Origin of the sequence: Streptomyces sannanensis, from assembly GCF_039536205.1 — a bacterium.
Classification (GTDB): Bacteria; Actinomycetota; Actinomycetes; order Streptomycetales; family Streptomycetaceae; genus Streptomyces; species Streptomyces sannanensis.
On record NZ_BAAAYL010000003.1, the window covers coordinates 160244 to 179521 of the forward strand.

The window sequence follows — 19278 nt, forward strand, 5'->3', positions numbered from 1 at the left end:
GAGCGATCCTAAGCACGAACTCGCGCCCACCGCCGTACGGCTTCGGTAACCGACACGCTTACTGGACAGCGAGAACCCGGCGACCCTCGGCCAATCTCCACGAGCCGCCGGTCAGTGCGCAGTTCGCGCCCTGTCCGGGGGCGGTGACGGCTTCCTCGATCAGCACCTCCGCACGGGTGTTGCAGCCGTCGCGGTCGGCGTCAATCCAGTGGCGGAACTTGGTGCGCTCGTAGCCGGTGCGGTCCTCGTCCTGGACGGCGAGTCTGGTGAGGGCGTCGCGGACGGGCAGAGCGATCGTGTCGTCGGCGTGCGCGGCGCCCGGGGTGAGCAGAACGGTGAGCGTGGAGACGACGGCGGCCGCGGTGCCGACGGCGCGGGGGAGACGCACGGGCAGGGTTCCTCTCGAAGATCATCAACAGGTTCGCGGTCTTTGTAGCGGCCACGGTCGCCTCCAGTGCAGGATTCGGCCGTCGGCTCACCCGCCCGGGCGGTAGGTCACATCATCGCCCGGCACCTTCCGGCGAGGGCTCGCAGGCACTGGGGGCAGCAGCGGCACACCCCACTCGGACGGGTGACGGCGGATCGGTTGTGCGCACAGACGGCCACCTGTGGTGGCTTGTGCTTCACGAGATGTCCACGCAGTGACGAGCACAGTGTGAGCTATGCCACGAGTCCGACGATTCTTGAAATGGAAACTTTCAGCCCGCCTGCATCGCCGCAGCCCACACCCCATATTCGAACGCGCGACCCAGCGCCGTAATCACGTTCCGTTTATGAAGAAGATCGCAAAGTCACAATTCTCGGGGGGCGCATGAGTTTCAGGACCGGAAAAACGACAGGGTGGGGCGTGAGAGCCCGACCCAACGGGGCGCTCACGCGGACCAGTTGGCCCGCGTCCGAACCCGCCGGCCTCAATGGAGGGGACCGGTGCTCACCGCCTGGAGGACTGCATGGGCAACGGCGACGTCACCACTGACGTATCGCCCCAGGACGGCGGCCACGGCCAGCCCGTCCAGGCCCCGCCCCCCGATCTGCCCCTCGACTTCGAGGGCTTCTATCTCGGGCACCAGGAGTTCTTCCACGACTTCGCGGAGATCCACCTCGGCAGCCGACGCACCGCCGAACAGGTGGTCCACCAGGTGTTCCTGGAGATCCTCGGAGGCTGGGACGAGCTGCTGCAGCAGGGCGACCTGGAGCAGCAGACACTCGCCGTGCTGCACCGCGGCGTCACCCGCCGCCTCGAAGAGGACGGACGACCGCCAGCCTTCCTCATCAACGGTCCGATAGCAAAGAACCTCGAGGCGGTCCGAAGCCAGCTGGAACTCAACAGCAGTGCCAGCGGCCTGTACGAGGCGATCCTGGAGCTGCCCACCCGCCAGTTCACCGTGATCGTCCTGCGCCACCTGCTCGGCTACCCCACCAGGCGGATCGCCCGCTACATGGGCCTGGACACCCGCACCGTCGACTACCACGGCCGCAAAGGCAAGGAACGCCTCCGCATCCGGCTCGGCCTGCCCGCGGCGCCCGGCAAGAACAAGAAGGCAGGACAATGACCGTCATCGATGAACTTCTGGCCAACGCCCGTATCCCCACCGGTCCGCGTGACGGCTTCGACGTCGGCGCCGCGCTGCGCCGCCTCGCGGCCGACGCGGCCGCCGTCGCGGCCAAGCCGCACCCGGACACCGTCCGCGCTGCCCAGGCCGGCCAGCGGCTGTCCGTGGTGTGCCGCTGGATCCTCAACAAGCCCGACGCCGCCAACCATGTCGACCGCCTCGCCCAGGAATCCGAAACCCCCGAGGACGACGGCCGCCTGGACGTCGACGGCGTCCTCGTCTTCGCCTGCCTCCTCTACCTGACCGACCATCGCGAGAGCGCCCAGTTCTGGTGGCAGCTCGCCGCCGGGGCCGGCCATCGCGCCGCCGCCTACTGCCTGCACCTGCACCACCTCGCCCTCGGCGAGACGAGGGAGGCACGGCACTGGCTGCATGTGGTCACCGACGACGTCCTCGACTCCGAAGCCCCCGACGGCACTTTCCTCGCCACCCTGGAGGCCGTCGCAACGTACGTCCGCAGGACCGGCTTCAGCCTCGCCAGCGCCCCCACCGGAGGGCTCGAGATGGAGGTCGACCGCCTGGCCACCGCGAAGACCGGGTCCTGCATCATCGTCCAGCGCCCCGACCGGCGCCTCGCCGACCGGCTCCACGAGGTCACCCGCCGCTGACGGCCCCGGCGCTGAGGGACTCCCCCAAGGCACCCGCCAACTCGGTTTGTGAAACGGCGGAGCCGGACGTACATTCCACCGCCCCGGACCGAAAGGAGTTCTATGGGCAGCCGTGCCAGGGACGCTTGTATCGCGCGGCCGGCCTTCCCGTGGTGGGGCGGTGCAGGACGAACCACCATGGCTCTGATCTCAGTTCGGAGCGCCGGGTCACGAGCCGTCGTACCCGTTGCACCACGTATGTGCCGAAGGTCACAAGGCACCGGGCTGTGGGGGCGAAGCGCGACCTGAAAGGACGTGAAAGGACGGGAAAAGACGTGGCGATACGAAGCGGTACGAAAACGACGATGACCGTTGTGTCCGCACGGGACCTCAACAGGTGTTGGCCTGCCCTGACAGTCGGTCAGCCTCACTACACTCATCCAAAGCGAAAGGAGCCCATCCCCGACGCGGTTTCCAAGGCCAACCGTCGGGAGGGGCTCCCTGCGCGACACCAACCCACGTATCTCTCGTAAGAAGGGTGCCAAGTGCAGCGTAGCAAGATGAAGACTTCACTTTCCCGTATGGCCAGCTACCTGCGGGAATGGCCGCGAAAGTACGGCCGGACGGTTCACCGGCAGGTAATCCAAGGGGCGTCGTACAGCCTCGGCAGCGGCGCCGTCAGCCTGGTGATCATCTGGTTCCAGAATCGCCACTGACTGCGAACAGATCGATGATGGCCCCCGTCCCGGCGGGGGCCATCGCCTTGTTCCAGTGGGGAGCGCAGCCGGTTCGAGCACAACTCGATCCCCTTCTTCATCGCCAACAGGAAGCCGGCGGCAGTCCCTGGGCAAGTCCACAGAGCCTGGCGTGGTGAGCGGCTCGTGTCGGCGTCGTGGTCGAAGCCGTGCAACAGCGGCTCCAGCTCCTGGGCGGCACCGCACAGCCGCGCAGAACCAGGAACACGGTTGCGCGGCCGCGTCAGGTGACCGGTCGGTCCCAGTCAGGGTACGTCGCGGGTGAGGACTGGCTGCGCCACTTTCACCGGGAGTCATTTCGAGGTGACGTTGCCGCACCGCAGCTCCCAGCGTACGACCGGCCGCCGGCCTCGGACGTCACCATCGTGCGCCGCGACGGAACCCACGAGACCCGGCCGGCCCTGGCCCCGCGGCTGTCGCGGGGCTCGTAGGACCCCGCCTGAGTCAGGCCCCGGCGGTCGGAGGAGAACTGCGGCAGCTGCGACGGGGAGTTCAAGGAGGGGCAGAGGAAGCAGAGCCTGAACGGCCGTCTCCGGCCATCTGCCCGGCGAGTGCGGGCCGGCGGCGCGAAGGCTGGCCAGGACTGCACCAACCCGGGGGAGCTGGGCGGCGAAGCGGTCCAGCGGGAGCACGACCACGACAGATCATGCCGATCGTGAAGGAACGCAAGGCGGCTGCGAAAGCCAAGAAGGCACGGCGGGAAGAGGATCGCCGGACGGGCCGGGGAGCCGCGAGCCTGGTGCCTGCCTACAAGCTGATGAAGATCTCCTGCCTGGTATGCCACGCCAAGCCGGGTGCCGAGTGCGCGCTGCCCGCCGGATCCCACCAGGCGAGGCGGGACATCCTCTCCCGCCACCTCAGTGGCGGCGGCCGCCAACGCCGGTAGAAATTCGCCGTCAGGCTGCCGGCGGTTGACCGGAGGGCGCGGCCTGGTCGGCGGGCTGGTCCAGCTGCTGCTGACGGCGACGCTGTTCATTGCGCAGGTCCTCGACGCGCTGGGTGAACAGCTTGAGGGCCTCCTGTTGCTGGTCGGTGCCGAACTCGCTGTAGGGGCCGACACCGAGTGCGACGGCATTGGCCTCTTCCTCGATGGCGTCGGCGGTCTGCTGGAGGAAGTAACTCCGCTCGCGGTACTTGTAGTAGCCGGTGAAGGCCGCGGCCAGGGTAATGGCGAAGCTGATCCCGGTAAGGGCGATGCTCTGCCAGGTCAGCTCCTTGCCTGTTTCCAGGGCAGCGATGGTTGTGGTGGCGGCTGATCCGATCATGATGAGGGACTGCAGGCTGTTGTGGACGCGGCGGTATTTCCGGCTGTCGGCCTGGTACTGCTCGATGATGCCGGCAGTGTCCTCCCGGTACAGCAGACGCCGCTCGGACAGCGGCGGGTGTTCGTGCGCGCTGAGCCGGCGCAACGATTCCCGGCTCTCCTCAAGATCCGCTTTGAGTTCCCCCCGACTCTTGAGCGCTCCATCGGTGATGAACACGATGGTGGCGACGCACAGCGCTGCCACGGTGCCGCAGATGATGTCGCCCTTGATAAACCGTGAAGACTCCCAGGTCAGGACGGTTCCGCAGACACCAGTCAGGAGCACGGTGATTCCGACCGTCACAGCGATGCGCACAGCCCGGTCGATGCCCAGACGCCGGGTGAGCTGAGCCTCCGCGGTCCTTACCTCGTTACGGGTATCGAAGAGCAAGCGCCGGCTTGCTCTGTCCAGGCGGCTGCGGGCATCGTCGTCCATACTGCGCTCCACTGCGCGGCATCCTCCCCAGTCAGCGGGCGAACGCTTCGTCGGGAACGGAGCCTCCCGCATCCGCGCCGCCACGAACTCCCCCTCGCCCGAAGTCAGTTCACGATCCCCGCTGACCTTGCCATGAGGGCTCCGGCGCTGTCAGCGAATCCGGCCTTGCGCGCATCGGTCAGGCATGGCCAACACCTCAATTTCACGGGTAATTTCAAGGCTAAGGCTATTGCAAATCTGAGGGTAAAGACTGGTAGTGTTCAGGGTGGAGGTGAAGCATGCCGACCGAGGAAGAGCTGTTCGCGGCAGTGGACGCGCTGCTGGAAGGTGAGCCCGACCTGCCGTCGCCTGCCGAGCGGGCCCGGCTGCGTGAGGCCGCCGGCATCCCGCAATCCCGACTCGCCCAAGCCCTGCAGACGACGACGCAGACGGTGAAGAACTGGGAGAACGGCCGCTCCGAGCCCCGACCGCCGCGCCGACAGGCATACCTGCGGCTGCTGGAGGGCTGGGCAGCGAAGTACCCGGCCGAGCCCGACGCCCAGGACGAGGCGGTGCTCGAGACGTTCACCGGTCCGACCGAGCCGCTCGCCCCTACGCCTGTGGTGCTCCCGGTTCCCATGACCGCACCGAAGCCTGAGCCCGCGCAGCGTGCGTCGTCCCGGCGCCCGGTGCGCAAGGCCGCCCCGGCGAAGCGGCCAACCACGGACCCGCAGTTCCCCCACGGACCGCTCGCGGTACTGGACGGCGACGGCAGCGCGTACTGCGTGGGCGGGCTGGTCCTGGAGTGCCCAGCGAAGACGATCCCGCAGCTGGTCGACTGGACGCTGGCCGAGTCCGGGATCGGCGCCCCCCGGTTGCACCGGCACGGGCAGGATGCCGACCCGCTCATCGTGCTCACCGCATCGGCGGCCGAGAAGTTCGGCCTCCCCGCCCGCCTGGAGGACCGGCGCGGCCTGCGACTGTCGGAGGACCATCCGGTCGTCAAGCAGATCTCGAAGGCCAAGTGGGAACTCACCCAGCGCGGTTTCGGCCCCTGGGCGCGGATCTACCGCAAGGCCAAGGGCTCGCAGCGTCAGTGCGTGCAGCTGGCGATCCTGCCGTGGGACGCGCTCGACAACCGCTTCTGGGGCGACGCCGCCGACCTCGCGCCGGCGGACCTCGCCCGCGTCCTGAGCGTCTACGCCCAGCGCGTCATCACACCGCGCGGCTCCACGGCCGTCAACGGGCTGGAGCTCATGACGAGCCTGCGGCCGCCGACCCGCGCGGTGAAGGACGAGACCACCGGCGAGTACAAGCCCGGCCACAACCCCGGCTCCCTCGGCACCGACCCGATCGACCCGGCGCCGCCGGAGGCCCCGCCCGAGCACCCGGTCGCCCAGGGCTGGACCGAAGGGTTCATCGACGAGGAGGCGTACCAGTGGGTCCGCGACCCGAAGCTGCTCTCCGATGAGGAGTGCCTGCTGCCCTGGGCGGTGGGCCTCGACCTGAACACCGCGTTCCTCGCCGCCGCGGCCCGCCTGCCCGTGGGCCTGAGCGGGCCGGAGGAGGTCCACCGGCCAGTGTTCGACAAGAAGATCCCTGGCACCTGGCTGGTCGACCTCTCCCACATCGACCTGGACCCGCGCCTGCCCAGCCCGTTCACGCCGACCGGCCAGCGCCCAGAAGGCCCGGCCTGGTACGCCACGCCGACCGTTGCGTACGCCGTCGAGCTCGGCTACGACGTCGCTCCGATCAAGGCGTTCATCCGGCGCGAGACCGGCGCGTTCCTGGACCCGTGGCACGACCGACTCAAGGACGCCTACGTCACCACCCTCGCCGACATCGGCATTACCGCCGACCTCGGCGAGCCCGGCTTCCTCGCGGCCATGGCCCGCCACCAGCTGCTGAAGGGTGCCAACCCCGCAGATCTAGACGCCGTCCGGCACCTGGCCGCCGCCCGGGTCCAGCTGACCGGCCCGGACGAGCTGCGCGCCGCGATCCGCGAGTCCCAGCCCCGCGCAATGGGTCTGCTCCTCGCCGACCCCGCCGACCTTCACACCCTGGCCAGCATGGACAACGACGCCCTTGCGCGTACGCTCGCCCGGCACCAGATGGTCGAGATGGTCCTCAAGGCCATCAAGGCGACCGTCAAGGGCGGCGTCGGCAAGCTCCGCGAGCGCCCCCAGGGCCGCCACTACAAGGACGGCGAGCGCTGGCCCGCCCTGAACCGCCCGGCCTGGCGCCCGGACATCCGCGCCGCGGTCATCTCCAAGGCCCGGGTCAACATGCACCGCAAGATTGCCAACATGGCCCGGGCGACCGGCCTCTACCCGATCGGAGTCCTCTCGGACTGCGTCGTCTACCCGTCGGCGAGCCCCAGTCCGCTCGACCTGCTTCCGCGCGGCGCCGACGGCACCACCATCCCCGGCGTCTTCCGCCCCGGCCCGACCCCGGGCCTGGTCAAGCTGGAAGGCACGCAGGAGATGTCCTGGGCCGTGGACCTGCTGGAACAGGGCTACAACCCCGCCCGCCACATCAAGGGCGACGACCACGACGCTGTCCTGGACGAAGGAGAGTAAGCGGTGACGGACATTCACGAGGCCCTGCAGCGCGCCGACCAAGAGGTCTTCACACGCGAGCCACCCAAGTCGGTCCAGGCCCGCATCAACTTCCTGCTCAAACAGCTCAAGACAACCAAGGCTGTCGCCCAGGAACTTGGGGTGACCCAACGGTCGGTGGAGCGCTACCGCAAGGGCGAGCGGAAGAAGCCACCGAAGGAGATCGCGGACCGCATCGACGCCGCCGTCCGTTCCCGCTGGCAGCCCCAGATCCGCAAGCGCCGCCAGCGCCAAGCCGCAACCGCGACCGGCATCACTGTGGAGACCCGCGCCCGGTTCGGCTACACCGCACCGATCGGCACCACCGACGACGGCCGGATGCGCCGGCTGACCGTGCACCTGCCCCCCGAGTACGCGCAGCGCCTCTTCGACGCCCGCGAGCAGGGCGCCAGCGACCAGCAGATGCGCGGAATCGTTGCCGAGGGCTTGCAGGAGATCTATTTCAAGGACGACGGACGCCGCGCCCAGGGCCTGGAAGTCGAATTCACCGACATCGACTATTTCGACGTCTCATTCTGAAAAGAGGAAGGCGCGACTTCCTCGACTGGGAGGAGGAGCTGGGATGGCGCTGACCGACCACGCCGAAGCGGCGTCGGCCGACGAGGACCCCGGCTTCCGCAACATCGGCTGCCAGATCGTGTGCAGCCCCGAGGTCGCTGACGAGATCGCCCAGCGGCTGCGCGAGGCCGTCGGCGAGATCCTCAACGACTACACCGACGACGACGTCTTCGACTACGGCGTCGACTGACGCCCACCAGCACGGGAAGGGATCACCGCATGTCCGTCCCCACCACCCCGCACCGCGCGTACGGTGGCGATACGACCCAGGAGGTGCCGATGAGCGCGCAGCCCGAGGAAGCCCCCGCCCCGCCGGCCCCGGCCGCCGCCGCCCAGCTGCTTGCCCAGCTGCGCGACGACCGCCGCGCCGACACCTGGGTGCCGGCCTTCGAGCGGGACTGGGCCAAGGCCCTGGAGGACTCCCGCCACACCTACAGCCTCACCCCCCTGCACGACGTCGTCCGAACCTGGCAGGTACGCCTCGCCGCGGCCCCGGCCGTCGACGCGTACATTGACTCCGGCCGTGACGAGACCGGCTTCGTAGACCTGGCCGACGTCCTCGGTGCCCGCCGGTGACCGATCAGCCGTGGGCGGTGCGCCTGTCCCCGCAGGCTGCGAAGACGCTCACCGAGCTCCCGGAGCACGCGAAGGGGATGGTCCGCGACGTCCTGGACATCGCGGTGCGCTCCCCGTGGGGCTGGCCCCAATGGAACGCCGGCGACCCGGAAGGCGAGGATGTCCGCGCCGCGTCCGTCGGACAGCTGTCCGTCGTCTACGTGATCAACCGCCTCACCCGGCGCCTGTCCGTCCTGGACATTTTCTGGATCGGGTAGCCACCCGTGCAGAACGCTCCGACCCCGGCATTGCAGCTGCCGGGATCGGAGCGTTCTGCATGCTAGCCGCGCCCCGATCGCTGCGGTAACCGGGCGGCGCTTCGGAGCCATGGTCGCAGCTGCGCGGCGTGGCAGTGTCCGGGCATCAACCGGGTTCGGCGGCCATGGAGTTGAAGGTCTCCCGCATGAGCAGGTCGGTGGCGCCGGGCTGTTCGACCAGGCTGTCGAAGAGGTCAGCGAGCAGCCAGAGCACGAAGTTGTGTACCAGGGCTTCCTTCGGTGGGATCGTCCCGAACTGGTCGCGCCAGGCCACGGTGTCCATGCCCATGGCCGCGGCCATGAGGACGCCGGTGACCATCGGTACCTGGGCGGGGTCGGCCAGTTCGAAGCCGGGCAGCTTGCGGATCACGGCCGGGATCAGATCACTGAGTGGATCGAGGCGGTCCTCCTCTCCGCAGTCCTGCTGGCCGATGATGTGCGCGGTCAGCACGCCCACCAGGAAGACCGAGCCCCGGGACACTTCGTCCCGGCCGTGGGTGTCCATCGCGGCCTGGACACGCTGCTGCGCCTGTCGACGTTCCTTCTCTGACGTGCGCTTCTCTAAGATCCGGTACGAGTCCCATGCCGCGTGGACTGCCTCGTCCACGACTACACCGTCACTGGTCATACGCTGACCGTAGTGAGTCGGCGGACTGCGGCGGCAGTCCTCGCACGAACCGCTGGCCCGGATCCGGTGCGGCCCGCCATGTTTGGGCGTTTCCAGTGCCGCAGGTTCAGTGGGAGCAGTGCGTGCACACGGTGCCGGCGAACGCATGGTCCGCTGCAGTGACGTCGCGGCCGGTGAGATGGGCGGCCGCGTCCAGCGAGGCGGACAAGGGCCGACGCGTGGCAGTGCTGAACTGGTAGGGCGTGTCCGTGGCGATGTACTTGTCAGCCGAGGCGGCAGAGCTCCCAGGATCCTTTCGGTAAAGGCTGGTTGCTCGCGTCTCCCGACGCCACCGCTCTACCGCATCACCCCACCGCGCTTCAGCATCCGGCGCGTTCATACGGAGGGCCTCTGCGATCGTCTCCCAGCTGGCCCCACGGACCCGCTCGGCGATCACAGCTTGCCTCAACACCGAATCGAGCGGGTGGAGGGTTTTCGCTCGACGTGCATAGTCGCCGGCCTGCGCCAGGTCCTCGCCTACCGTCTGCGCGTACTGGCCGAGGGCGGTCGCGGCGGATTCGATCGCGGACACCAGCTCGATCCTGGCGATGTCGGATTCGGTGAAGCTGTCGGCTGGCAACTCACGCGGGTCCACTCGGATCGTAACCGTCTCACTACTCATGGTGAGGATCGTAGGGGCGTGCTTGAGCACGCCCAGCCACCTGTCACCCGTGAGGCTCACAGGCTATATCGCCTTGGGCCTCTAGTCCGCCGACCCGTCTGCCTGGAGGGTTACCGCGCTGGCGGACTGCCTCTCGCGACGCTTGGCGCGGGTGCCGTTTCCGGTCCTGTCCTGGGCCTCCCAGTCGGGTTCCGGCCCGGGATCCTTCGCTGGAACCTTCGTCACCTGCAGACTAGCCGCCTTTCCTCGGGTGTGCTGACTGGTGTCGCAGGTCAACAGCCGCACAGGGCGCCCCGCGAGCGACTGGATCGCCACCGCCCGGTCAATGATCTCGTCATCGGCGAGGGGCAGCCGCACGTGCCCGGGCGGGTCCAGGACGATCTCCAGGCTGATCTGGCCGCGGACTTCGTCCTGGGTGAGGCGGGGCCGACGCAGAATCCCGGACAGGGATCCGTTCAGCGTGCCGTCCAGAAGTCCCAGTGTGTGGCCCGCTCGCCACCGCGGCTGGTGCTTGCCCGCCTCCTTCAAGCCGTCCAGCTCGTCCACCACGGCGATCGGGAACAGCAACCGGATGTGCTCGCCGGTCGGCAGACCCAGCACCTGGTGCAGGTCGACGTCTTCCAGCTTGTCGGGGTTCTGGATGTAGAAGCTGGAGTCGGCGACCACGAACCACTCCGGTCCGTCCCAGCGGGTCATCAGCGACCGCAGCAGGCCTATCGCCGCTTCGAGGGTCTCGACGCGCTCAGCCAGTTCCTGGTCCACCAGCAGGTTCACAAGACGCTGCTGCTCCGAGCCCGCTAGGTGCCCGACGCCGTCCAGGAGCGTGTCGTGGCGCTTCGTCAGGATCAGGGCGGCGAGGTCTTCGGCGCTGACCTGGTTCCGCAGCTGCTGGGCTGAGCGCAGGGCCCACTCCAGATAGCTGAGCAGCCGGTGGTAGGCGCTGGAATGACCGACGCCGCGTTCGTTGGATGCTGCTGTGTGTACGGTCCGCAGCGCATCGAGGAGGTTCTGCCGGTCGGTTCCCGGGCGGGGCGTGATGAGCATGAGTGGATCCTGCCAGGGGCGGGCCACACAGGACCGCTGGTTTCCAGCAGCGGGTGGCTGGCGCCCGCTCCGCCCGCGCCCCGGTGTCCTCTGACATCGAAGTTGGATTGTTTGTCAACGAAGTTGGACTGGTTACTGAGCTTGAACTCGTGATGTCGCCTTCCGGGGGTAAAAGTTGAGGTCGGGTGGGTAAGGCGGCAGGTAGTAGATGGTCCGCCAGTCACGGTTCGCGGCGAACTCTCGCTCCCACTGTGCGCATTGCCGGCGATCGACGGTCAGCCCGTTACGACGTCACAAGTTCAAGATCAGTAGGCGGGCCGCCGGATGGTGGCGACCCGCCCCTCTTCTCTGCCAGGACACGCTCAGTGGGTTACCAGCCGAAGGTGTATCCGTCGCCGTTGCACGAGCTGCAGACGCCGTCGCCTCCGCACTTGTCGCAGTCTCGCGGGAAGGGGAAGCCGTCGACCTTGCCGGTGCCCTTGCACTTTCGGCACTCGCCCTTCTTGTCGGGGCATGACTTGCATCGGGCCATGAGAGTTCTCCTTTTCATCTTGAATGTGACAGCCGTAGCCGCCGCGGGTTGTGCACTTGTCGTCGCCCGGGTCCAGCCGTGCAACGGAGAGGACCTACAGCGGTTCGTCTGCCGGCTCGAAGTAGGGAAGGGAGGGGCTGGCTACAACAGTGCTCCCTCCCCAGAGGACGCGATGCGTCTCGGTTCCTCCTGAGGGGCAACAGGTGGGATCGGTGTCCTTGAAGACCGGTCGGGTGAGTGTGGCTTCCGTACCGTTCTGCGACACGAGGCGGAGCTGCCCGGATCCGGACGCCTGGCCCACGTACCTGTTGCCGTAGAAGAAGAACACGCTGACACAGTTGCCGTTGGCGCTACCGACGCATGAGGCTTGAACGGCGCGTAGCGGGCCGGTCATGCGGTTGATCTCCTCTGCGGTGGCAGTGGTGCTGTAGTTGTGCCGCTGGATGAGCCGCAGGGCTGCGGCGCCGTCGACGGCGGTGGTCGGCTGTTGGGCGGTGGCCGGGCAGCCGGTGAACTCGAGCAGCCGGGCGGGGGGTTTCAAGCCGCCGAGTCGGCTGCAGTCACGGACCCAGTCCGGGTCGTGGTCGTCCTCCATGACCGGCACAAGGTGGGTGGCCAGTTTGAGTCGGCCGGCCGTGCGGGTGAAGACCGTGATGATCACGGAGTCCGTGGCGGGAGTGTCGCCCCAGATGACGGCTGACCAGCCGGAGTAGCACCGGCTGTCTCCGAGGTGGACTTCGGAAGGGGCCTGCAGGGAGCGGGTGACCGCCGTCTTCAGTTCCGCGCGGGTGGGGCACGGGTTCGTGTCGGCGGGTTTGACGGGTTGTGTGCCCCGGATGCGTTCAATCTGCTTGATCACCGTCGCCATGACGGTGGGGTGGGTCTTGATGTTGACGTGGTTGCAGCCGCTCAGGAGCACCTTCCAGCCGCTTGAGCGGCAGGTGAGGACGTGCGGCTTGCCGGTCCGGTTCGTGTAGGCGGTAGCGGAGTCGAGGGTGACGGCGAGGTCCCCGAGTTCCGCTTCGGGCGGAGAGTCGACTTCGAAGGGCCCTTCAGGGAGGAAGAACCTGATGCTGCCGGCGATCGCGAGGACGGGAAGTTCCTTGGGCCAGGGTGGCAGTTTCCTGATCTCGTCCGACCCGTACCTCAGCGCACGGCCCTGGGGAGATTTGAGCGCGGTGAGTACCGAGCAGATGTCGTCTTCGTGTGTGAGGTCGTATCCCGCACAGAAGCTGAGGACGGCTTCGAGCGTCATGAGTGCGGGGTGGCGGGAGATGCTGAGCAGGTCCGTGGCCGTTTGGAGGACGGTGATGAGTTTGGAGCCGACCGTCGGCGTGCCGATGGTGATGACCTCGGCGATGTTCTGCCACGTCTTGCTGTTGGGCCGGCCGTCGGAGCGTGAGGCTGCGTACTGGGTGGCGAGGCCGCCCATGGAGTGGCCGACGACGACGACCTTGTGTCCGGTGGTGCGGGCCAGGCAGTTGATGGCGTTGGCGAGCCCCGGGCCGATGCGGTTGTCGGTCACCCATTCCGGCTGGGCCGCGGAGTAGTCGTAAGTCCACGCCGTGACGCGGGGCAGTTTGGCGACTCTCACGGGAAAGGATCCCTTGCCCGGCCGGTACGTCTCACCTGCCTTCTGTGCCTTGTCAGCCAGGTACACCCCCTCCGGTTCGTTCCAGGTGTCGGCTCCGGAGGCGATGCCGTGGACGAAGAGGACCGGCGTGCTGTTCGCCACCGGCCCACGTGGTTCGACCTCCACGGCCTTGCCGCCCGCGGAACAGGGGCCAGGGGCCGCGGCCGCGGTCGCGGGCAGCACCGTACCGAGGCCGAGGAGGGTCAGCAGGGTGACGCACAGGGCGAGGATGCGCGCCTGGATCGAATGTCCTGTCACTTGACGACCTCCACCACTGTGATGCGCCATCCGGTGCTCCGCTTGGCGAACCCGATGAGGATGTGCTGTGCGGGTTTCCCAGGTTTCGTCAGGGTGGCCTGTGCGTTGGCGTAGCCGTTGTCCTCGTGCCAGCTGTTCTTTCTCAGGTCGATGCGGGTGCCTTCGGGGAGAAGGCGGCCAGTGGCCAGGGCCTGATCCAGTTCGGGGGTGAGTGCCGCCCGCTGGGTGGCGGCATCGCTCGAGGCCAGGTCCTGGGCGATGTCAGCTGCTTGGGCGGGCAGGGGTCCACCCGGCTTGTACGGCAGCGCGGGGGCGCCTGGAGGCTTGCCGCTGTCCGGTGGACGTGGTGGCTGGTCGTCGCGGAGGGCCAGGTAGCCGATTCCAAAGGCGGCCACCAGGGCCAGACCGAGGATCACGAGTGTTTTTCGCATGGCTTCATGCCTCCGTGGAGAGTCAGGTGTACGAGGGACACATCGGCGGGAAGCGGAGTGTCTCGGTGGGGTGCGCTGTGGTCAGTACCGGTTGACCGGGCCCCAGCCGCTGGCATGTGAGGTGAGGCGGGTCTTGATGTAGTACGTCGGGCTCAGCCCGCCTCCGTTGGGGCGGCCTCCCAGGCCATCAGGAAGGTGCCGTGTGCTCATGGCGGGGCTGTAGGCCCGGAAGATCTCGCCGGCCCCCGTCAGGCAGTTGTTCGTGAGGAGGTCGTAGCTCGTGCGGGCCAGGGCTCGGTAGGTGCGCTGCGCGTGTGCGATGCTGCCGCTCGCCGTTGTCTGGCATCGGTAGAACTCGTACCTCGAGGGTGCGAAAATGCTGCTCTTTGCAGTCAGGTCTCGCCAGGTGCCCCCGGCGATGCGAGTGCCCATGGCGAGGGGCTGCTTCATGGTCGGCCCTTGCAAGGTTCCCCAGATGTAGTGGTCGGCGCGGGCGGTGTCCTTGACGGCCCAGCCGGCGTGTCCGGCCCCGCCCGCGCTGTCGGTGTCCAGGAAGAAGCACACCTGTCCTCGCCCGGCGGCGTGGGCTTGCGGGGTTGCCAGGGTGGTGGGGAGCAGGGCGAGTGAGAGGGATACCAGGGCTGCGCCGAGGCGGGATGCAGATGTCCTCGCGGGCCTTACGGGCATGCGTGCAGGCATGAGCGACCTTTCGGTGGTGGGATGACCGCGGTACGGGGCGTCGCTGCGCGTTCAAGCGCTGCGGCCTGCGGTCTGTCACCACCGTAGGACGCCTTGTGGGTGTGTCTGCGCAGGTTGGCGTGGTGAGCTCTGGCGTGAGCACAGGTGACCAAGATCGTTAAGGTGGGAGCAGGGCGTCGGATTCATCCGCCCTGCCCCACAGCCCGGATCAGTCGAGCAGGCCCATCCGGCATGCCCTGACCACCAGTTGAGTGCGGGTGCTCACCTCGAACTCGCGGCAGAGGTCCTTGATGCGGCGTCGCGCGGTCGACGGCGATAGGCCGAGGCGCCGCGCGATGGCCTCGTCCTTTACCTCGTCGGCGAGCAGTGCGATGAGCTCGCGATGCTTCTGCATCAGGTCGCGGGGGGTCTGGTGATCAGGAGCGGCAAGCGGCGCGGCTCCGCGCCAGTGACGGATGAAGAGATCGGCAGCGGCCGCGACCGCCCCCGGTGTTCGGACGACCATGATCCCTGCCTGGTTGTCGGCGGGGTCCAGAGCGGTAGCGACGTACTCGTCGTCGACGATGAACACCCAGACGGCGAGAGTGGGCACGGTGCGGATCTCGACACCGGCTGCTGCCATTGTGTGGGCGCCGTCCACCAGGCTGGGCAGGATGTCGATGCTCTCCAGGAGTAGGAGCTGCACGTGTGTGCCCCGCCGGGCGGTGAAGGCCGCGAGCTCGCTGATCGCTGTGTAGTCGGAGGTCTCCCCCACTCCCGGGGCGGCGCCAGCGGCGGCCATGCACTGTACCGACGTCGACGCCGTGGCCGCGATTCGCTCCAGAAACGACCAGGCCGCGGCGGCTCCACGGTGCACCTCCGCCTCGGCAGGGGAGGAGACCCTCTCCGCGCCGATCTCGGCGGCCAGCTCATCGACCGCCGCACGGCCCAGCTCGAGCTCCTTCTGCTGACGCGCCAGACGCAGTTCGGCGCGTTCCAACAAGGGATGACAGGCCAGGACCGGATGGACGGCACGCAGTTCTCCCTCTGCGGTCCCGGCGAGCAAGCCCAGCGACAAGAGCCGCTCTGCGACAAGGCAAGCCTCCTGCGCGGAGAGGCCCACCGAGTCACCGACACACTCGGCGGTCGACGTCGGCCGCGTCAGAAAGCGGCGGTAGAACTCCGACTCAACAGCTCCCAGGCCCAACCCCGCCAACATGGTCTTCCCTTTTTCCTCGGTCGCCGGACGAGCCGGCGGCCGCACCACGTGGCGGCTTGCACGGCCTGTTCCGGCATTGGTGTGAAGCTCACCGATTCTGCCCGATCTCTGCGGTACTGAAGTCACAGAAATCAGCCATGTGACGCGGCATCACACGCATGGTTCGGGACGCCTGAAGCCGAAACCCTTTTCGGCGTTGAACCACTTCACGGTTCCCTGTGCCATGACCTTCTCCTTCTAGGCCCCATCCGGAGATGCCGGAAAACAAATAATGCGCCTGAAGGAGAAACATTCCCGTCAGGCGCACATAGGTTCATGGGTACCACAACTCCCGCGAAGCTCTTGACCGGCGAGCACGACCAGGGCCAGGACGACGTCGCCGAACCCGCGCGGCCGCCGCTCAGCGCGGAGCAGGCCCGGGAGGTCACCGACGGGCTGCGCGAGGCGATGGACGACGTCCGGCGTTCCGTGGCGGTGCTCGCCGCTCGAGTCCGCGACGCGCATGCCGCCCGAGTCTGGCTCCCGCTCGGTCACAACAGCTGGGCGTCGTACTGCGAGGCGGAATTCGGCATCTCCCGCGCGCAGGCGTACCGGCTCCTGGACGTCGCCTGCGCCCTGGCCGCGATCCACGGCGCCGTCGCCGCCGGCACCGAGACGTCTCGCACACGAGACACCGGCCCGGCCGCCGCCGCCGCGCTCGACTAAACGGCCTATTCCCAGCGCGTGCGGCGCAGAGGCGAAAAAAAAAAAGAAAAATAGAACAAAAAAAAAAAATAAATTAAAATAAAATAAAGCACAACCAGATCAAAACGAATAATAACCAGAGACCCCCATACTCAACAACAGCCCCCCCCACCCACCCCACCCCACAACAACCACCTACTCCCCCACCCCCCCCCCCCCCCCCCCCCCCCCCCCCCCCCCCCCCCACCCCCCCCCCCCCCCACCCCCCCCCCCCCCCCCCCCCCCCCCCCCCACCCCCCCCCACCCCCCCCACCCCCCCCCCCCCCCCCACCCCCCACCCCCCCCACACCCCCACCCCCCCCACCACCCCCCACCCCCCCCCCCCACCCCCCCCCCCCACCAACCCCCCCCAACCCCCACCCCCACACCCCCCCCACCCCCCCCCCCACCCCCCCACCACCCCCACCCCCCACCACCCACCCCCCCCAACCCCCACCACCCCCACACCCCCCACCCCCCCCACCACCCCCCCCACCCACCCACCCCCCCCCCCCCCCCCCCCCCCACCCCCCACCCCCCCCCCACCCACCCCCCCCACCCACCCCCCCCCCCCACACCCCCCCCCCACCCCCCCCACCCCCCCCCCACACCCCCCACCACACACCCCCACCACCCCAACATCTCACTCAACCCCACCCCCCCACACACCACCACACACACACCCACACACCAACACACACCCACACACCCCACTCCCCCACACACACCCACCACCCCTCACACCACCCCACACACCCCCCACACACACCCCCCACCCCACACACCCACACACACGCACCACACACCACTCACACCCCACAACCCCACCGCCACACACACTCCCAACACCCCCACACACACACACACCCACACACCCCACACACACACCTACCCATCACAACCCCCACACACACCCACACCACACCCCCCACACACCCCCACCACACCACCCCACACCACACACCCACACACACCACCCCCAACACACCACACACACAACACCACACACCACCAACAACCCCCCCCCCACACCACACCCCCACACCCCCCAACACCACCCACACCCCACACACACACACCCCACCACCCACCCCACCCACACCCACCACAACACCACACCACCTCCCAACCCCAACCACCCCCACCACCCCACACCCACTACACCCCCCACCCCCACCACCCACCAACACCCACACCAAACCACCCACCACACACCCTCCGCCCACCCCAACAAACCCACACATCCCAACCACCCACCCACCCACCCAACAACCCCCACAACACTCACACAACACACACACACACCCAAACCCACACCACCCTCCACCCCCTCACACAAACCCACCAACACAACCCCACACCCTCCAACACACCCACAACACACCCCACACACACCCCCACCCCACACCACACACTCCACCCACCCCCTCACCCCCACCCCCACACCCTCCACACACTCACACCCACACACACCCACTCACCACCACAAACCCCACACACACACACACACCAACACACCACACACACACACCCCTCACACCCCCCACACACCCCACCCCACCCCCCACCCCCCACCACACCCCACACTCCCCACACCCCCCACCCCACCCCACACACTCCCCCACACCCCACTCACCACACACCCTCCCACACCCCCCACACACACAACCCCCCACACACACCCCCATCACCCCACCCACCCCACCCCACACTCACACTCCTCACACCCCACACACCCACACACCCACCCCACACACACACACCCCCACACTCACACACCACACCACAACCACCCCACACCCCACCCCACACCCCCAACACAACACCCACAAACACCACACCACACACACCACCCCCACACCCCCCCACACAACACCACACACCCACCCCACCCCCACACAACCCCCACAACACACACTCACACACCCCCTCACAACCCACCCTCACACCCCCACACACACACACACACCCCCCACCCACCACCACACTACGCTCACCCCGCCAGCTCACACCCACTCACCCCAACACCCGCTCTCACCCCGCCGCACCCACACCCCACATCGCCATCTCGCGCTCACGCACACTCAGACCCTCCACTCCCGCACCCCGCGCACTCACCCACACACACTCCACCCACCCCACACATTCTGCGCACCACCCCTCCCACCATCTCGGCTCACACTCACTGACCCCGCTCACACCCTCCACACTACTTCGCACACTCACCTCACCCACACACTCACATACACCCCCCACCCAACCCCAACACCAAACCCACCCCCCCCACCCACCCACACCACACACCCCCCCACCCACACCACCCACCCCCCCCCACCCCCCCACCACCCAACCCAACCACAACCACACCCCCCCACCCCCCCCCCCCACCAACACCCCACCACACCACCCCACCCCCCCCCACCCACCACCCCCCCAACCCACCACCCACCCCCCCACACCCCCCCCCACCCCCACCCCCACCCCCACCCAACCCCACCCCCCACACCCACCCACCCCCCACCCCCCCCCCCCCCCACCACACCCAACCCACCCACCCCCCCACCCCCCCACCCCCCCCCACCCCCCCCCCCCCCCCCCCCACCCCCCCCAACCCCCACCAACCCCCACCCAACCCCCCCCACCACCCCCCCCCCCCCACCCCCACCAACCCCACCCCCCCCCCCAAACCCCCCCCACCCCCCCCAACCCCCACCCCCACCAACCACCACCCCCACCCCCCACCCACCCCA

General features: G+C 68.3%; 21 protein-coding genes. 10 read left to right on the forward strand and 11 right to left on the reverse strand.

The genetic code is table 11. The features are described 5' to 3' along the window. Positions 1–58: 58 nt before the first annotated feature. Positions 59–388: a hypothetical protein gene (locus tag ABD858_RS37110; protein ID WP_425586373.1), complete on the reverse strand. Its 330-nt coding sequence runs from the start codon at positions 386–388 to the stop codon at positions 59–61. Between the two features lie 562 nt (positions 389–950). Here ABD858_RS37110 and ABD858_RS35925 point away from each other — a divergent pair. From ABD858_RS35925 to ABD858_RS35940, 4 genes are all read left to right on the forward strand, one after another. Further along, on the forward strand, positions 951–1553 hold the full coding sequence (locus ABD858_RS35925) for a sigma-70 family RNA polymerase sigma factor (protein ID WP_345045756.1): 603 nt from the start codon (positions 951–953) through the stop codon (positions 1551–1553). Then, positions 1550–2221, forward strand: coding sequence for a hypothetical protein (locus ABD858_RS35930; protein ID WP_345045759.1), 672 nt, complete (start codon positions 1550–1552; stop codon positions 2219–2221). The genes ABD858_RS35925 and ABD858_RS35930 overlap by 4 nt, the downstream gene beginning before the upstream one ends. A 560-nt stretch (positions 2222–2781) precedes the next feature. Beyond that, positions 2782–2916, forward strand: coding sequence for a hypothetical protein (locus ABD858_RS35935; RefSeq protein WP_345045761.1), 135 nt, complete (start codon positions 2782–2784; stop codon positions 2914–2916). Positions 2917–3610: 694 nt separating this feature from the next. Continuing rightward, on the forward strand, positions 3611–3841 hold the full coding sequence (locus ABD858_RS35940; RefSeq protein WP_345045764.1) for a hypothetical protein: 231 nt from the start codon (positions 3611–3613) through the stop codon (positions 3839–3841). 10 nt (positions 3842–3851) lie between these two features. On the opposite strand, the gene ABD858_RS35945 is transcribed toward ABD858_RS35940, so the two are convergent. Further along, positions 3852–4694, reverse strand: a complete 843-nt coding sequence (locus ABD858_RS35945; protein ID WP_345045767.1) for a DUF4231 domain-containing protein — start codon at positions 4692–4694, stop codon at positions 3852–3854. 278 nt (positions 4695–4972) lie between these two features. On the opposite strand from ABD858_RS35945, the gene tap reads away from it, so the two are divergent. Genes tap through ABD858_RS35970 form a run of 5 tightly spaced genes read left to right on the forward strand, consistent with a single transcriptional unit; the run spans position 4973 to position 8682 of the window. Then, positions 4973–7252: a telomere-associated protein Tap gene (tap, locus tag ABD858_RS35950; RefSeq protein WP_345045768.1), complete on the forward strand. Its 2280-nt coding sequence runs from the start codon at positions 4973–4975 to the stop codon at positions 7250–7252. Positions 7253–7255: 3 nt separating this feature from the next. After that, complete coding sequence (tpg, locus tag ABD858_RS35955; RefSeq protein ID WP_345045770.1) at positions 7256–7810, forward strand: telomere-protecting terminal protein Tpg; 555 nt, start codon at positions 7256–7258, stop codon at positions 7808–7810. A 43-nt stretch (positions 7811–7853) separates the two neighbouring features. Continuing rightward, entirely contained in the window at positions 7854–8039 is a 186-nt protein-coding gene (locus ABD858_RS35960) for a hypothetical protein (protein ID WP_345045771.1), read from the forward strand. Between the two features lie 29 nt (positions 8040–8068). After that, positions 8069–8425 (forward strand): DUF6247 family protein, encoded by a 357-nt coding sequence (locus ABD858_RS35965; RefSeq protein ID WP_345045772.1) that lies wholly within the window; start codon positions 8069–8071, stop codon positions 8423–8425. Further along, positions 8422–8682 (forward strand): hypothetical protein, encoded by a 261-nt coding sequence (locus ABD858_RS35970; protein WP_345045775.1) that lies wholly within the window; start codon positions 8422–8424, stop codon positions 8680–8682. Before ABD858_RS35965 ends, ABD858_RS35970 begins: the two co-directional genes overlap by 4 nt. Before the next feature lie 145 nt (positions 8683–8827). Here the strand turns inward: ABD858_RS35970 and ABD858_RS35975 are convergent, their stop codons facing one another. The 9 genes from ABD858_RS35975 to ABD858_RS37115 all read right to left on the reverse strand — a co-directional run bounded on the left by ABD858_RS35975 (position 8828) and on the right by ABD858_RS37115 (position 16030). Then, entirely contained in the window at positions 8828–9349 is a 522-nt protein-coding gene (locus ABD858_RS35975) for a hypothetical protein (protein ID WP_345045776.1), read from the reverse strand. A gap of 106 nt (positions 9350–9455) precedes the next feature. Beyond that, complete coding sequence (locus ABD858_RS35980) at positions 9456–10010, reverse strand: hypothetical protein (protein WP_345045779.1); 555 nt, start codon at positions 10008–10010, stop codon at positions 9456–9458. 81 nt (positions 10011–10091) lie between these two features. After that, positions 10092–11054: a PIN domain-containing protein gene (locus tag ABD858_RS35985; protein ID WP_345045781.1), complete on the reverse strand. Its 963-nt coding sequence runs from the start codon at positions 11052–11054 to the stop codon at positions 10092–10094. Between the two features lie 370 nt (positions 11055–11424). After that, positions 11425–11586, reverse strand: a complete 162-nt coding sequence (locus tag ABD858_RS35990; protein ID WP_189201076.1) for a hypothetical protein — start codon at positions 11584–11586, stop codon at positions 11425–11427. A gap of 94 nt (positions 11587–11680) precedes the next feature. Further along, positions 11681–13477, reverse strand: coding sequence for an alpha/beta fold hydrolase (locus ABD858_RS35995; RefSeq protein WP_345045786.1), 1797 nt, complete (start codon positions 13475–13477; stop codon positions 11681–11683). Next, complete coding sequence (locus tag ABD858_RS36000) at positions 13474–13908, reverse strand: hypothetical protein (RefSeq protein WP_345045789.1); 435 nt, start codon at positions 13906–13908, stop codon at positions 13474–13476. Before ABD858_RS36000 ends, ABD858_RS35995 begins: the two co-directional genes overlap by 4 nt. An 81-nt stretch (positions 13909–13989) precedes the next feature. Next, positions 13990–14595: a Tat pathway signal protein gene (locus tag ABD858_RS36005; RefSeq protein WP_345045791.1), complete on the reverse strand. Its 606-nt coding sequence runs from the start codon at positions 14593–14595 to the stop codon at positions 13990–13992. 220 nt (positions 14596–14815) lie between these two features. Next, positions 14816–15853: a winged helix-turn-helix transcriptional regulator gene (locus tag ABD858_RS36010; RefSeq protein ID WP_345045793.1), complete on the reverse strand. Its 1038-nt coding sequence runs from the start codon at positions 15851–15853 to the stop codon at positions 14816–14818. Positions 15854–15955: 102 nt separating this feature from the next. After that, positions 15956–16030, reverse strand: coding sequence for a cold-shock protein (locus tag ABD858_RS37115; RefSeq protein ID WP_425586378.1), 75 nt, complete (start codon positions 16028–16030; stop codon positions 15956–15958). Positions 16031–16120: 90 nt separating this feature from the next. Here ABD858_RS37115 and ABD858_RS36015 point away from each other — a divergent pair, with 90 nt between their 5' ends. After that, complete coding sequence (locus ABD858_RS36015) at positions 16121–16510, forward strand: hypothetical protein (protein ID WP_345045795.1); 390 nt, start codon at positions 16121–16123, stop codon at positions 16508–16510. Positions 16511–19278 lie beyond the last annotated feature (2768 nt).

Excerpts from the sequence above, each read along its gene's own strand:
- ABD858_RS35965 (WP_345045772.1), top strand. The coding sequence starts at position 8,069 with ATGTCCGTCCCCACCACCCCGCACCGCGCGTACGGTGGCGATACGACC.
- ABD858_RS35975 (WP_345045776.1), bottom strand. The coding sequence starts at position 9,349 with ATGACCAGTGACGGTGTAGTCGTGGACGAGGCAGTCCACGCGGCATGG.
- ABD858_RS35945 (WP_345045767.1), bottom strand. The coding sequence starts at position 4,694 with ATGGACGACGATGCCCGCAGCCGCCTGGACAGAGCAAGCCGGCGCTTG.
- tap (WP_345045768.1), top strand. The coding sequence starts at position 4,973 with ATGCCGACCGAGGAAGAGCTGTTCGCGGCAGTGGACGCGCTGCTGGAA.
- ABD858_RS35925 (WP_345045756.1), top strand. The coding sequence starts at position 951 with ATGGGCAACGGCGACGTCACCACTGACGTATCGCCCCAGGACGGCGGC.
- ABD858_RS35960 (WP_345045771.1), top strand. The coding sequence starts at position 7,854 with ATGGCGCTGACCGACCACGCCGAAGCGGCGTCGGCCGACGAGGACCCC.
- ABD858_RS36000 (WP_345045789.1), bottom strand. The coding sequence starts at position 13,908 with ATGCGAAAAACACTCGTGATCCTCGGTCTGGCCCTGGTGGCCGCCTTT.
- ABD858_RS35980 (WP_345045779.1), bottom strand. The coding sequence starts at position 10,010 with ATGAGTAGTGAGACGGTTACGATCCGAGTGGACCCGCGTGAGTTGCCA.
- ABD858_RS35985 (WP_345045781.1), bottom strand. The coding sequence starts at position 11,054 with ATGCTCATCACGCCCCGCCCGGGAACCGACCGGCAGAACCTCCTCGAT.
- ABD858_RS35990 (WP_189201076.1), bottom strand. The coding sequence starts at position 11,586 with ATGGCCCGATGCAAGTCATGCCCCGACAAGAAGGGCGAGTGCCGAAAG.
- ABD858_RS36015 (WP_345045795.1), top strand. The coding sequence starts at position 16,121 with ATGGGTACCACAACTCCCGCGAAGCTCTTGACCGGCGAGCACGACCAG.
- ABD858_RS35935 (WP_345045761.1), top strand. The coding sequence starts at position 2,782 with ATGGCCAGCTACCTGCGGGAATGGCCGCGAAAGTACGGCCGGACGGTT.
- ABD858_RS35930 (WP_345045759.1), top strand. The coding sequence starts at position 1,550 with ATGACCGTCATCGATGAACTTCTGGCCAACGCCCGTATCCCCACCGGT.
- ABD858_RS36005 (WP_345045791.1), bottom strand. The coding sequence starts at position 14,595 with ATGCCCGTAAGGCCCGCGAGGACATCTGCATCCCGCCTCGGCGCAGCC.